At 63.4% G+C, this 12648-nt stretch carries 12 protein-coding genes and 1 pseudogene; 7 read left to right on the top strand and 6 right to left on the bottom strand.

Translation table 11 applies throughout. From position 1 onward, the window contains the following. Position 1: 1 nt before the first annotated feature. Positions 2-1369, bottom strand: coding sequence for an NAD(P)/FAD-dependent oxidoreductase (locus tag ABIB78_RS25825; RefSeq protein ID WP_429029412.1), 1368 nt, complete (start codon positions 1367-1369; stop codon positions 2-4). Between the two features lie 78 nt (positions 1370-1447). Here ABIB78_RS25825 and ABIB78_RS25820 point away from each other — a divergent pair, with 78 nt between their 5' ends. The 4 genes from ABIB78_RS25820 to ABIB78_RS25805 all read left to right on the top strand — a co-directional run bounded on the left by ABIB78_RS25820 (position 1448) and on the right by ABIB78_RS25805 (position 5512). After that, positions 1448-2302 (top strand): VOC family protein, encoded by an 855-nt coding sequence (locus ABIB78_RS25820; protein ID WP_429029411.1) that lies wholly within the window; start codon positions 1448-1450, stop codon positions 2300-2302. A 116-nt stretch (positions 2303-2418) separates the two neighbouring features. Further along, complete coding sequence (locus ABIB78_RS25815; RefSeq protein ID WP_429029410.1) at positions 2419-3741, top strand: ABC transporter substrate-binding protein; 1323 nt, start codon at positions 2419-2421, stop codon at positions 3739-3741. After that, positions 3738-4676, top strand: a complete 939-nt coding sequence (locus tag ABIB78_RS25810) for a carbohydrate ABC transporter permease (protein WP_429029409.1) — start codon at positions 3738-3740, stop codon at positions 4674-4676. Before ABIB78_RS25815 ends, ABIB78_RS25810 begins: the two co-directional genes overlap by 4 nt. After that, positions 4673-5512: a carbohydrate ABC transporter permease gene (locus ABIB78_RS25805; protein WP_429029408.1), complete on the top strand. Its 840-nt coding sequence runs from the start codon at positions 4673-4675 to the stop codon at positions 5510-5512. The genes ABIB78_RS25810 and ABIB78_RS25805 overlap by 4 nt, the downstream gene beginning before the upstream one ends. 372 nt (positions 5513-5884) lie before the next feature. Here the strand turns inward: ABIB78_RS25805 and ABIB78_RS25800 are convergent, their stop codons facing one another. Then, on the bottom strand, positions 5885-6562 hold the full coding sequence (locus tag ABIB78_RS25800) for a cysteine hydrolase family protein (protein WP_429029407.1): 678 nt from the start codon (positions 6560-6562) through the stop codon (positions 5885-5887). 278 nt (positions 6563-6840) lie between these two features. On the opposite strand from ABIB78_RS25800, the gene ABIB78_RS25795 reads away from it, so the two are divergent. Then, a complete protein-coding gene (locus ABIB78_RS25795; RefSeq protein WP_429029406.1) occupies positions 6841-7854 on the top strand; it encodes a formamidase in 1014 nt (337 codons plus the stop codon). A 158-nt stretch (positions 7855-8012) separates the two neighbouring features. Here ABIB78_RS25795 and ABIB78_RS25790 read toward each other — a convergent pair whose 3' ends face one another. Both ABIB78_RS25790 and ABIB78_RS25785 read right to left on the bottom strand, forming a co-directional pair. Further along, complete coding sequence (locus tag ABIB78_RS25790) at positions 8013-8819, bottom strand: class I SAM-dependent methyltransferase (RefSeq protein WP_429029405.1); 807 nt, start codon at positions 8817-8819, stop codon at positions 8013-8015. Between the two features lie 243 nt (positions 8820-9062). Beyond that, the gene (locus ABIB78_RS25785; RefSeq protein WP_429029404.1) at positions 9063-9551 is read right to left on the bottom strand and encodes a lipocalin-like domain-containing protein; all 489 of its coding nucleotides are present in this window, start codon (positions 9549-9551) and stop codon (positions 9063-9065) included. 333 nt (positions 9552-9884) lie between these two features. Here ABIB78_RS25785 and ABIB78_RS25780 point away from each other — a divergent pair. Further along, positions 9885-9998: pseudogene (locus ABIB78_RS25780) on the top strand (IS5/IS1182 family transposase); the annotation flags it as partial. Between the two features lie 86 nt (positions 9999-10084). On the opposite strand, the gene ABIB78_RS25775 reads toward ABIB78_RS25780, so the two are convergent. Continuing rightward, the gene (locus ABIB78_RS25775) at positions 10085-11140 is read right to left on the bottom strand and encodes a YeiH family protein (RefSeq protein WP_429029403.1); all 1056 of its coding nucleotides are present in this window, start codon (positions 11138-11140) and stop codon (positions 10085-10087) included. An 86-nt stretch (positions 11141-11226) separates the two neighbouring features. Between ABIB78_RS25775 and ABIB78_RS25770 the strand changes: the two genes are divergently transcribed. Next, complete coding sequence (locus tag ABIB78_RS25770; RefSeq protein ID WP_429029402.1) at positions 11227-12198, top strand: LysR substrate-binding domain-containing protein; 972 nt, start codon at positions 11227-11229, stop codon at positions 12196-12198. Here the strand turns inward: ABIB78_RS25770 and ABIB78_RS25765 are convergent. After that, positions 12146-12367 (bottom strand): hypothetical protein, encoded by a 222-nt coding sequence (locus ABIB78_RS25765; RefSeq protein ID WP_429029401.1) that lies wholly within the window; start codon positions 12365-12367, stop codon positions 12146-12148. The two genes, ABIB78_RS25770 and ABIB78_RS25765, sit on opposite strands and share 53 nt — an antisense overlap. Positions 12368-12648: the final 281 nt, after the last annotated feature.

The raw sequence follows: 12648 nt of genomic DNA, 5'->3' as shown, positions 1-12648 counted from the left end.
TCTACCCTGATCGGCGCGAGGCGAGGAAGTACTCCGCCCAGCGCAGCAACTCGAAGCGATCGCCCTTGACCAGCTCCTGCGCATCGCGGCGCCTGTAGAGCACCAGCATCCAGGGCGCGAGCTTGCGCAACAATCCGTGCGCCATGTACTGCACCGGCTCGGTGAACGGCAGCGCCAGCTCGCTCTCCGGCACGCCCTGGACGGCTCGCGCCAATTCGCGGCCGAGCGGGATCGTCAGCGCGACGGCGCGGCCGTTGCAGCCGGTCCAGCCATAGGCGTTCGGTCCGAGGCGGTGCATGCGCGGCAGGAAATCCGCGGTCATCCCGACATAGCCGTTCCAGACATAGTCGAAGGAGACGTCGCCGATCTGCGGCCATATCAGCTGCAACCGCTCGGTCACCCGCGCCTTCAGCCGCCCGGTCTTGTCACCCGGGCCGAGCACGGCGCCGCCGGTGACGAGGCGGTTGCGCGCGTCATAGCGCGCGAAATACAGCTCGCCATGGGTATCCGACATCGCCTGCCGGCTGGGGATGATGGTCTTGCGGACATTGTCCGACAGCGGCTGGGTCGCCATCTGCCAGGACAGCACCGGCATCACCTCGGTTGCGATTTCAGGCACCAGCGATTTCGCGAACTCGCCGCTATAGGCATTGGTCGCGACCACCAGCGCGCGGCCGGAGATTTCTCCCTTCTCGCTCTTCACCACCCAGCGGTCGCCGCGGCGCTCGAAGCTCGTCGCGGGCGAACGGGCGTAGATGCGCGCGCCGAGGCCGAGCACGGTGCGCGCCAGGCCCCGCGCAAGCGCCAGCGGATTGACGTGACCGCCGCTCCTGTTCCAGAAGCCGCCGTACCACGCATCCGAGCCGAGCATGTCCCTGGTCTGATCGCGCGACAGCAATTCGACCGGTGCGCCGAATTTCGACCATTGCTGCACCCGCCGCTCCGCGATCTTGATGCGGCCCGGCGAATGCACCGGCTGCACCCAGCCCGCCTGCTCCTGCTCGGCCTCGATATTGTAGCGCCTGACGACATCGAACAGGTCAGCCGCGCTGTCGCGCAGCATCGCGACAAAGCGCTCGCCGGCCGCGCCGTGCCTTGCAATGATGTCATCGGGATCGGGACGCGACAGCGTCGGGATCACCTGGCCGTTGTTGCGGCCGGAGGCGCCCCAGCCCGGCTCGGCGGCCTCGACGATCGCGAGGTCGATATTGGCCTCGCGCAGATGCAGTGCGGTCGACAGGCCGGTGAAGCCGCCGCCGATGATCACGACATCGGCCTGCTGCGCGCCGGTCAGCTCGGGGCAATCAGGGCCTGATGGCGTCACCGCGGCCCAGAGCGAATTGGGCCACCGCACGGCATTGCTGTTCATCATGATCCTTCCTTGCGGGCGCCCGATCGTTCTGGTTAGCTTTACTCTACTCTCTCATTCCAGCCGGGAAGACAACAAGTGGCACTCAAGAACGTCATCGGAATCGATCACGCCGTGGTCATGGTGAAGGACCTCGACAAGGCCGCCGAGAATTACAGGCGGCTCGGCTTCACCGTGTCGCCGCGCGGCACCCACAGCGCGCATATGGGATCGGGCAACTACACCATCATGTTCGACCCCGATTACATGGAATTGCTCGGCGTGCTGACGCCGACGGAGCACAATGCTCCCGCGCGCGCCTTCTTGGAGAAGCGCGGCGAAGGCATCGAGCGCATCGCGTTCACCGCGGTGGATTCGGCAGCCGGCGCCGAGGAGATTCGCGCGCGCGGCTATACGCCGATCGGGCCGACCGATTTCGAACGCCCGGTGACGCTGCCGGATGGCACGGTCTCGGCCGCGAAATTCCGCACCTTCCAGTGGCCGACCACTGAGGCGCCCGGCGGCGTCCGCATCTTCGCCTGCCAGCACAAGACCCGCGAGACGGTGTGGATTCCCGAACTGATGACGCACGCCAACGGGGCAAAACGCCTCAAGCAGGTGCTGATCGTCTCGCCCGATCCCGCAACCGATGCCGCGCATCTCGCCAAGATGATCGATATCGCCGCGAGGCACGACGCTGACGGTGCCGTTGCGGTGCCGTCCGGCGGCGACCGCGCCGACTTCGTGTTCCTGACCAGGGATCAGCTCGGCAAGCGCTATGGCGGCGTGTCGCTGGATGGCCTGTCCGATCGCGGCGGCGCCGGCCTCGTGATCACGGCCGACCTTGCCGCCGCCGAGAAAGCGCTGGGCGCGACCGGCGTGACGAGCGGCGGCGGCATCACCGTGCCGCCGGCGGCTGCGAACGGCACCCTGCTCGCCTTCGTCAAGGCATAACTGTCATACCATGCGCGGCGCTACGCTATGCAGCGGCGCCGCGCATGTGGGGGCTAGGCACAGGAAGTTGAGACGCTAGTATCTCTCCAAATAAGAACCGTCCCTGGGAGAGAAACATGTCGCATCACCTGATCTCGCGCCGGCAGATGCTGGCCGGCACCGCTGCCGCCGGCGCGGTTGGATTGACCGGATTTCCGGCCCGCGCCGAGGTCAACTGGAAGAAATATTCCGGCACCACGCTCGAGGTGATCCTCGCCAAGGGACCGCGCGGCGACAATCTGCAAAAATACATCAAGGAATTCACCGAGCTGACCGGCATCAAGGTCGAGTCGGAGCAGATTCCCGAGCAGCAGCAGCGCCAGAAATGCGTGATCGAGCTGTCCTCGGGCAAGCCGAGCTTCGACGTCGTTCACCTCAGCTATCACGTGCAGAAGCGGCAATTCGAGAAAGCCGGCTGGCTCGCCGACATGTCAGGCTATCTCAAGGATCCGAGCATGACGCTGCCGGACCTCGTCGAGAGCGATTTCTCGGCGGCCGGCCTGCAATATGCGCGCAACGACAAGGGCCAGATGCTGTCGCTGCCGTGGTCGGTCGACTATTTCATCCTCTACTACAACAAGGAGTTGTTCCAGAAGAAGGGCGTCGAGGTCCCGAAGACGCTGGAGGAGATGGCGGTCGCCGCCGAAAAACTCACCGATCCCAAGGAAGGCATCTACGGCTTCGTCGGCCGCGGCCTGCGCAACGCCAACATGGCGATGTGGACCAACTTCTATCTGAACTATGGCGGCGAATTCCTCGATGCCAAGGGCAACATCCTGACCGACGGCCCGGAGGCGATCGAAGCCACCAAGCTCTATCAGCGGCTGCTGACGAAATGCGCGCCTCCCGGCGTCGCCGGCTTCAACTGGATGGAGTCGATGGCCTCCTTCACGCAAGGCAGGTCGGCGATGTGGATCGACGCCGACGGCTGGGCGCCGCCGCTGGAAGACCCCGCCGCCTCGCGCGTCGTCGGCAAGGTCGGCTACACGCTGGTACCCGCCGGCCCCAAGGGCAAGTTCTCGTCGACCTATGGCGACGGCGTCGGCATTCCCGCGGCGAGCAAGAACAAGGAAGCCGCGTACCTGCTCTGCCAATGGGTGGTCTCGAAGGGACAGGGCGCACGCCTGCTGCAGGCCGGCGGTGGCGTGCCGTTCCGCAACTCCATCGTCGACGATGCCGAGGTCGCCAAGGGCGTGAAGACCAAGGAATGGCTGCAATCGGTGGTCGATTCCGCGAAGATCTCGAAGCTCGGCCTGCCCGTCATCATCCCGGTGGCCGAATTCCGCGACATCGTCGGTGCGGCGCTGACCGCGACGCTGTCAGGCGCCGATCCCGCCACCGAGTTGAAGAAGGCGCACGAGCAATTCCGCCCGATCCTGGAGCGTAGCGAAAAAGCGTGAGCGCGGTGACACGGACTGAGCCGGCCGTGGCCGACAACGCCGCGCCGGCGCGCGAATGGCGTCCGCCGTCCTACTGGCCGTTCGTGATCCCGGCGCTCGTCGTGGTGCTGGCGGTGATCATCTTTCCGTGGGTGTTCACGATCTGGATGAGCATGCAGGAATGGAAGGTCGGCTCGCCCACCGTCTTCGTCGGGCTCGCCAACTACCTGCGGCTGCCGACCGATCCGCGCTTCGTCGAGGCGGTCGGGCACACGCTGTCCTACACCGCGTTGTCGGTGCTGCTGCCGCTGGTCCTCGGCACGCTGGCCGCAGTGGTGTTTCACCAGAAATTCGCCGCGCGCGGTTTCCTCCGTGGCATCTTCATCATGCCGATGATGGCCACTCCCGTGGCGATCGCGCTGGTGTGGACCATGATGTTTCACCCGCAGCTTGGCGTGCTGAACTATCTGCTCTCGCTGGTCGGCCTGCCGCCGCAGCTCTGGGTGTTCAACCCCGCGACGGTGATTCCGTCGCTGGTCTTGGTCGAGACCTGGCAATGGACGCCGCTGGTGATGCTGATCGTGCTCGGCGGCCTCGCCGCGATCCCGACCGAACCCTATGAGAGCGCGCAGATCGACGGCGCCAATTTCTGGCAGGTGTTCCGCTTCATCACGCTGCCCCTGATCATGCCGTTTCTGTTCATCGCCGGCATGATCCGCATGATCGACGCGGTGAAGAGCTTCGACATCATCTTCGCGATCACCCAAGGCGGACCCGGCTCGGCGTCGGAAACCATCAACGTCTATCTCTACAGCGTCGCCTTTGTCTATTACGACCTCGGCTACGGCTCGGCGATCGCGGTGGTGTTCTTCCTGCTGATCGTGGCGCTGGCAGCGCTGCTGCTCTATCTGCGCAAGCGCATGCTGTGGACGTCAGAGCTTGGGAGCGACGCATGAACCTGCGTCAAATAGCTTTGCGTCAGATTCTGGGCCGGATCGGGCTGTGGCTGTCGGTGTTCGTCATCGTCTCGCCGGCGATCCTGTTCTTCCTCTGGATGGCCTCGCTGTCGCTGAAGTTCGAGATCGACAACGCCTCCTATCCGCCGGTGTTCATCCCGGAGAATATCGCCTGGAAGAACTACGCCGACGTGTTCGCCTCGAACCGCTTCCTGACCTATTTCAGCAACAGCCTGATCGTCACCGGCTGCGCCACGGGGCTGGCGATGCTGGTCGGCGTGCCCGCCGGCTACGGCATTGCGCGGATGGCCGCGCATAAATCGGCGATCGTGATCCTGATCGCACGCATCACGCCGGGCTTGTCGTATCTGATCCCGCTGTTCCTGCTGTTCCAATGGCTCGGCCTGCTCGGCACGCTGGTGCCGCAGATCATCATCCATCTCGTGGTCACGGTGCCGATCGTGATCTGGATCATGATCGGGTATTTCGAGACCACGCCGCTCGAGCTGGAGGAAGCCGCGCTGATCGACGGCGCCACGCGCTGGCAGGTGTTCCGCCATGTCGCGCTGCCGATCGCCAAACCCGGGCTCGCGGTCGCCTTCATCCTCGCGGTGATCTTCTCCTGGAACAATTTTGTGTTCGGCATCGTGCTGGCCGGGCGCGAGACGCGCACGCTGCCGGTCGCGGTCTACAACATGATCTCGTTCGACCAGTTGAGCTGGGGCCCGCTCGCCGCCGCCGCGCTGATCGTGACGGCACCGGTGCTGCTGCTCACTGTGCTGGCGCAGCGGCAGATCGTCGCCGGGCTCACGGCAGGGGCGGTGAAAGGCGGTTAGAGCAATATGAAGTTATGGGGCCGTCGCAGGGGGCGCTGCCAAAATATCGAAAACAACCCCATGCAAAGTAGCCGGCGGCGTCCGGCGTTCGACCAGCAACTTGACACGTCGGGCAATTCAGGGATATTCTTCTAATATTCCGAAATTTTGCAGGTGCCCCCCCTCGCCCAAGGGCTATCGCATATTGCATTTGCGGGCTTCTGCGCGGCCGCAGCCTGATCTCATCTTGCTCTAAAGCGGGATGATGTCCGGTTGAATCGGTCTCGCGGCGGACTGGCTCACCTCTCCCGCTTGCGGGGTGGGGGCTCTCTCCGCGATGTGACTCGCGGAGGGAGCGAACCACCTTCGCGGGCGACCTAATCTCATCTTGCTCTAGGCGGCGAGCGCCTCCAGCACCGCAGCTGAATCGGTGACCCAGCCAAAAATGCCGCCCTGGGCTTTGATCATCTTGAGGCCCATCTCGTGGAATTCCGGGAAGTAGGACGCACAGCCGTCGCCGATCACGACGCAGCGGTAGCCGCGGTCGTTGGCCTCGCGCACCGTGGTGTTGACGCAGACTTCGGTGGTAACGCCGCAGACCAGCAGATTTTCGATACCGTAGTTCTGCAGGATGTCGCCGAACTCGGTAGCGTAGAACGCACCCTTGCCGGGCTTGTCGATCACGATCTCGCTGTCGAGCGGATAGAGCTCGGGGATGATGTCGTGGCCCGCCTCGCCGCGGATCAGGATTCGTCCCATCGGCCCGGGATCGCCGATCCGCAAGCGAGGCGCGCCGCGCTCGAGCTTCGCCGGCGGCGCGTCCGAGAGGTCGGGCAGATGGCCCTCGCGGGTATGCACCACGAGCAGCCCGGCGTCGCGCGCCGCCCCGAGCACCGCGGCGATCGGCTTCACGGCGCGGGCAAGCCGGCTGACGTCATTGCCGAGGGTCTCGCCGAAGCCGCCGGGCTCCATGAAATCGCGCTGCATGTCGATGATGACGAGCGCGGTCTTGCTCCAGTCGAGCGTGATCGGCTCCGGCTCCGCCGCGATTGTCCCGCTTGAATTCGCCATGACGCACGCCCTGAATGCGAGAAGATCCGCACCTGATTAAGCAAACCGCGTGCCATTACGCAATGATGCGGCTCGCGCCCTCGCCGGCCCGAAACGTCCGGCATCTCAATCTCTTGGGACAGGCGCGCCGCCGTTCTCCGCGCCATCTTCCCTCACCGGCACCTGATTTGCGGACCGTTCGATCTTGCTGGCATGATCGTTGCTAGCTGGGAGCCCGACCGAACGACGATGATCGTTCGCGAAATGACGGCGCATTTCAAACAAGCGGGAGGACAGGCATGAATGGACTTGGCGGTCTCAACAAATCACCCAACGGCGTGGTGATCGGACTGGTGCAACTGCAACTGCCCGTGGTGGCGACCAAGGCCGATCTGGCGCGACAGACCGAGCGCATCGTCTGGATGGTCGGCAAGGCGCGGCGCAATCTCGCGACCATGGATCTGGTCGTGTTCCCCGAATACGCGCTGCATGGGCTCTCGATGGACACCAATCCGGAGATCATGTGCCGGCTCGACGGGCCAGAAGTCGCGGCTTTCAAGCGAGCCTGCATCGACAACAAGATCTGGGGCTGCTTCTCCATCATGGAGTTCAACCCGCACGGCAATCCCTACAATTCCGGCCTGATCATCGACGATCACGGCGAGCTCAAGCTTTACTATCGGAAATTCCATCCCTGGATTCCGGTCGAGCCGTGGGAGCCGGGCGACATCGGCATTCCCGTGATCGACGGACCGAAAGGCGCCAGGATCGCGCTGATCATCTGTCACGACGGCATGTTCCCGGAAATGGCGCGCGAATGCGCCTACAAGGGCGCCGAGATCATGATCCGCACCGCAGGCTACACCGCGCCGATCCGCGACAGCTGGCACTTCACCAACCAGGCCAACGCGTTCCAGAACCTGATGGTGACGGCCAATGTCTGCATGTGCGGCTCGGATGGGTCGTTCGATTCGATGGGCGAAGGCATGATCGTCAATTTCGACGGCAGCATCATCGCGCACGGGACCACGGGACGGGCCGACGAGATCATCACCGCCGAGGTGCGGCCCGACCTCGTGCGCGAGGCGCGGATCAACTGGGGCGTCGAGAACAACATCTATCAGCTTTGGCACCGCGGCTATGTCGCGGTGAAGGGCGGCGCGATGGATTGCCCCTACACGTTCATGCAGGACATGGTGTCCGGCCGCTTCCGCCTGCCGTGGGAGGACCAGGTCAAGATCACGGACGGCACGTCCTGCGGCTTCCCCGCGCCGACACGCATGTTCGGCAAAACCGAGAAGGCAGCCGAATAGCCGGCCCCGAGGGCTAGAGCGGGATGACTATTCTTCGAATCGTCATCCCATTCTAAGGCCGTGAACTCATAAAGCCGGGCGGACAGTCCGCTATATCCCGATAGCGGCCCTCGACGGGGAGTGTTCGTAGTGGTTGCGATTACCTCAGACGCCTTGGCTCAGGATACCGTGCCCTTCACACACCACGCCGTTGCTGCATAGGAACGAGCGCCGTTAGCTTCACCGTCCAGATAGGCCGCTCGCACGGCTTCGCGCACTTTCTGCTTCAGGTCCGGCTCCAGGGTCCGTAGATAGTCCGCGAAAGGGCCGTCGCTTCCTTCGTGCGGCGTCCAGAAATCATCGAACGACGAGAAGTCCATTCGTATCGTTAGGGCATCAACCTCGACCTCTGCAAGCCCGGCATCCATCCAGGCGCGCAAAAGGCCTTCACGCTTTACCAGAGGGCGAGCACACGCCTTAGCACGGCGCTCGGCTGCATTGGGATCAAGCATTGATGCTGTATCGAAGAACATGCGCCAAGGTACGAAGCCGCCCCGCACGTCCCAGGTGGCCGCCGCAACTGTGCCGCCCCGGCGCGTGACGCGGCGCATCTCACGCACAGCCCGTCCGCCATCCGGGATGAATTGGATAACCAACGAGGAGATCGAATGATCGAACGAGCCGTCCGGGAACGGCATCGCACAGGCATCCCCAACCTCTAGCGCGACACGAGGATGATCTCGGTTCTGGGTCTTTGCATGCTCGACGTAGGGGGCTGAGAAATCAATTCCAGTGACGCTCGCAATAGCTGGATTTTGGGCGAGCGCGAAGGTCAAGCTGCCGATGCCACAGCCGACATCAACAACACTGCCTTCTCGGATACCCGAGAAATCGATCAGCAACGGCGCGAGGCGGCGGCTCCAGCGCCCCATCTGGGCTTCATAGCCGCTGCCGCTTGATGACAAGAATGTAGAAGAGAGCGCCATAAATGTCCTCCTCCGCGAAGGGCGCAACTATGACCGCGCCGCGCGGTCTCAAACCAACCAATAGTGGGAGTTCAGGCAGCTCCGGCGCTGCACCAAATTCAAACTGACCGGACCGTAGGGCAGGCTATTCGCGGCTGGTGCATGACCACGAAGGGGCACGCACACGCGTCTCAAAGTGCCAAAGGAGGCTTATGCAATGCAACCGGGCGCTCCCCCGGCTCGCGCAGGCGGGTCTTTCAAACTCTATTTCGTTTTTTCGAACACGAGGAGGCTCCTCTGCATCCCCTTATCCGCCCAGTTGGGCATTATTCGCCACGTCGAGGTGACCTGAAGGCGATCACCGTCTAATTTGAAGAAGCGTGTTTGTTCGGTACCCACCCATTCAGGGTTCCATGCAACATCGACCTTCGTAATCCATTTGTCACCTTCGAGACGATAGATGCCAGTGTAGGCGGCCATGCTGTTTAGCAGATCGGCGCGATCTTCGACCGTTTGTGGCGGTTTGCGCCCCTCTCCAGTCAGGACAAACATTACCCGGCCCTCGGCCGTGAAAATCGCGTATCCCGAAGGTGAACGTCCGAAGACGGGTTCTTTTTGCCCGGTGGCTTGAATTTCAATCTCTTGAGAAACCAATTTCCAGATGCCGATCACCTTTTCACGGTCTTCGGCGAAGCTCGGAGACGCTGCAATAAGCCACCCAACGAAGGCAACAAGGCATTTCAACTTAGACATAACAAGTTCCCTCCAATGCTCTACCGTTCTTGATAATCAGTGGCCTGAGACTAGCGCAGAGCTTGAGAAGCTGGAATGTCCGCTTCGGGTCAATCGCTACAGGGGGCGACCCAGCGGCAAGTCCGGCCATGTCGGCTATGCCGCCGAAAGCGGAAGTAAATTAGAGCATTAGCCGCTTGGCCACACGCTAGTGCCGGGTTGATGGCGCTACCCGAGACGTGATTCAAGCTCCGAAACCGGAGCCTCGAATCATGCGCTACAAACTCAGCGACTATGAATGGACCGCTATCAAACCAATGCTGCCGAACAAGTCGCGCGGCGTTCGGCGGGTACAAGCAGTGTCGGCGTGTCGCGACCCGATATGACAAACTCGCGGCCAACTATCTGGCGTTCGTCAAACTCGCATCAATCCGAATTTGGTTGCGCGCTAACGAGTTCACGGCCTAACTAGCCATTTGATTTGAGCATGATCCCCGCGCAAAACGCTGCGCGTTTGTCGCGCGGAAAACCGCTACACTTTTCCGGATCATGCTCTACTTGAAGAAATGCACGAGGCCGATGCTGAGCCCGAGCAGCAACAGCAGCGACAGGGTGACCGCCGCCGTCACCCGGCCGCCGACGGTCGAGAGCACGCGCACGTCGACGCCGAGCCCGAGCGCCGCCATCGAGACGACGGTGAGGATCGCCGCCGTCTTGGTCACCGGCGCAATCGCGATATCTGGCACGAGCTGGAACGAGCGCAGCGCGGCCAGCACCAGGAAGCCGATGATGAACCAGGGCACCAGCTTGAACGGGCTGATTGAAGCCGCCTTCGCCGTTCCAGTCTTGCGGCGCCGCGCCACGAACAGCGAGAGGCCGACCACGATCGGACCCAGCATCAGGACGCGCACCAGCTTCACCAGCGTGCCGATCTGGGTGGAGACGATGCCGGCCGGCACGGTCGCCGCCAGCACCTGCGGCACGGCGTAGACCGTGAGGCCGGCGAGGATGCCGTATTGCGTCGCGGTCAGCTTCAGCAGCGGAATCAGCAGCGGCAGGCCCAGCACCATCAGCACGCCGAGAATGGCGGTGAACGAGATCGACGAGGCGATGTCGTCACCGTCGGCCTCGATCACGGGCGCGACCGCCGCGATCGCCGAGTTGCCACAGATCGAATTGCCGCAGGCGATCAGGATCGCGAGCTTTGTCTTGAGGCCGAGCAGGCGGCTCAGCCCATAGCTCACCGCCAGCATGATCACGACCGTCAGGGCGATGGCGCCGATCAGGATATAGCCTGACGCCAGGATCGCGGCGAAGCTGATGGACGCGCCGAGCAGCATCACCGCGACCTCGAGCAGCTGCTTGGCGCTGAAGGCAATGCCCGAGCGCCAGCGCTCTGCTGGTTCCCAGGCGGTGCGTACCGCCATCCCGAGCAGGATCGCGACGACGAGGGCCTCGATGTAGGGGTGGTCGAAAACGCGCTCCTCGACGGCCTGGATGCCGAGCGAGATGGCCGTGACCACCCCGCAGAGGAGGATGCCCGGAATGAGCAGGATTATACGCTTCAGCGCCCCCTGCCTCGGCCCCCGGTCTTGTTCTCGTTCCGGCACGAAATCCCCTTTTCGGAGAAGATTTTATGCGCCAGAGCACACCACTTGGCTAATATATTTTCGGACTGCCCCGATAGAGAGAAGTTATGTCCCTCAACCTGCATCTGCTCCGCCTGTTCGCGGCCGTGGCGAGGACCGGAAGTTTCTCCCGCGCCGCCGACCTCCTGCACATCAGCCAGCCGGCGATCTCCAAAGGCGTGCGGGATTTCGAGCTGCAGGTCGGCTGCCGCCTGCTCGACCGCACGCCGAAGGGGGTGCGGCCGACCCGGGAGGGCGCGGCGCTGGCGCGGCATGCCGAGACGCTGTTCGCGGCCGAGCGTGCCGCGGAGGACGAGTTGTTGGCGCTGCGCAATCTCGACAGCGGCTCGCTGCGAATCGGCGCCAGCACGACGATCGCGACCTACATGATCCCGGAATATCTCGGCGTGTTCCACCGCGCCTTTCCCGGCATCGATCTGCATGTGGTGAGTGCCAACACCAGCGATATCGCCGCGCTGATGCTGGGCCATGAAATCGAAATCGCCCTGGTCGAGGGGCCGGTCGAGGACGAGAACCTGACCAGCGACGCCTGGCGCACCGACGTCATGGCGCTGATCGCGGGGCCGGATCACCGCTTCGCGGCGGTTCAAGCGCCGATCGACATCCGGTCGCTGAACGATGAGATTCTGATCGTGCGCGAGCCCGGCTCAGGCACGCGCGAGGTGGTCGCGCAGGCGCTGGCGGCCCACCGCGTCGAGCCGCAGCGGACGCTCGAGATCGGCAGCACCGAGGCGATCAAGCAGGCGGTAGCCGCCGGCGTCGGCGTTGCCATCGTATCGATCGCCACGATTGACGATCAGGTGAAGCTTGGAAAACTCAAGGTGATCCCGATCAAGGGCGTCCATATCGCGCGTACGCTGTGGCAGCTGAAATCGCCCGGCCGGCTCGATGTGCCGGCGGCGGTCGCGTTCGAGGGGATCATTCGGGAAGCGCAAGCCGCGAGGACGCCGCCGCGGATGCCGGCGGCTAGAGCGCGGCGAACAGACCCTGGGCCCAGGCAACGGCATGCTCGAAGCTGAATACCCCGGGCTCGAAATAGATGGCGCGTGCCAGCACGATGCCGACCACCAGCACCCAGAACACGCTGGTGCCCGCGGTCTTCAGCCATTTCGACACGCCCTCGCTCGCGGCCGAAGAATCGACCGCGGGGACCGGCTCGCCGAAGGGATCGAATGCGGATTGGCTCATCGTCGTACCATCAGGGAATACCATAACAATGTCGCGACGACGGGGGCATAAGCAAGGGTCGTGGAATGCCTTTTGCGGCTCCAGGCTGGAAGGACCTTTCGTTCGAGCAGGGGCGAGGAGAGTTTTCTTCTCCAGCAGCTAAAAGTAACCTCGCGGCTATCTTGCCGAGATCGCATGCCACAAACTCGGTGTCGTCCCTGCGAAAGCAGGGACCCATATGTGGACGGCCCCCGTGGCACAAGAGCTTTTTGAGTAGATCGGATCGCTTGCATCCATATGTC

The organism is Bradyrhizobium sp. I1.14.4, from assembly GCF_050435825.1.
GTDB lineage: Bacteria > Pseudomonadota > Alphaproteobacteria > Rhizobiales > Xanthobacteraceae > Bradyrhizobium.
The sequence above is the reverse complement of the archived record's forward strand: the minus strand, read 5'-3'. Positions and strand labels throughout refer to the sequence as shown.